The following is a 320-nucleotide window of genomic DNA, read 5'->3' as shown; positions in this document are numbered from 1 at the left end:
CTGGCGATGGTGGTCTCCAACCTGCTCAGCAACGCCCTGAAGTACACCCCGGCCGGCGGCTCGGTGCGCCTGGGCCTGGCCACCCGCGACGACGGCGTCGAGCTGACCTGCGCCGACACCGGCCAGGGCATCCCGCTCGCCGACCAGCCGGGCATCTTCGACGAGTTCACCCGGGCCCCGCAGACCGGCGACGTCGAGGTGCCGGGCAGCGGCCTGGGCCTGGCCATCACCCGGCGGGTGGTGCACCGGCACGGCGGCAGCATCGCCCTGGAGTCCGCCCCCGGCGCGGGCACGACCGTGCGGGTGCTGCTGCCGCTCGA

At 75.6% G+C, this 320-nt stretch carries 1 protein-coding gene; it reads left to right on the top strand.

Annotated features, from left to right (window positions below; all coding sequences use genetic code 11):
• The coding region (locus QWY29_RS20000) for a sensor histidine kinase (protein ID WP_300962990.1) at nucleotides 1-320 on the top strand (320 nt) is incomplete at both ends.

The sequence above is a fragment of the Nocardioides abyssi genome, from assembly GCF_030412915.1.
GTDB lineage: Bacteria > Actinomycetota > Actinomycetes > Propionibacteriales > Nocardioidaceae > Nocardioides > Nocardioides abyssi.
Note: the sequence above shows the minus strand (reverse complement) of the source record. Positions and strands in the feature narration are given on the sequence as shown.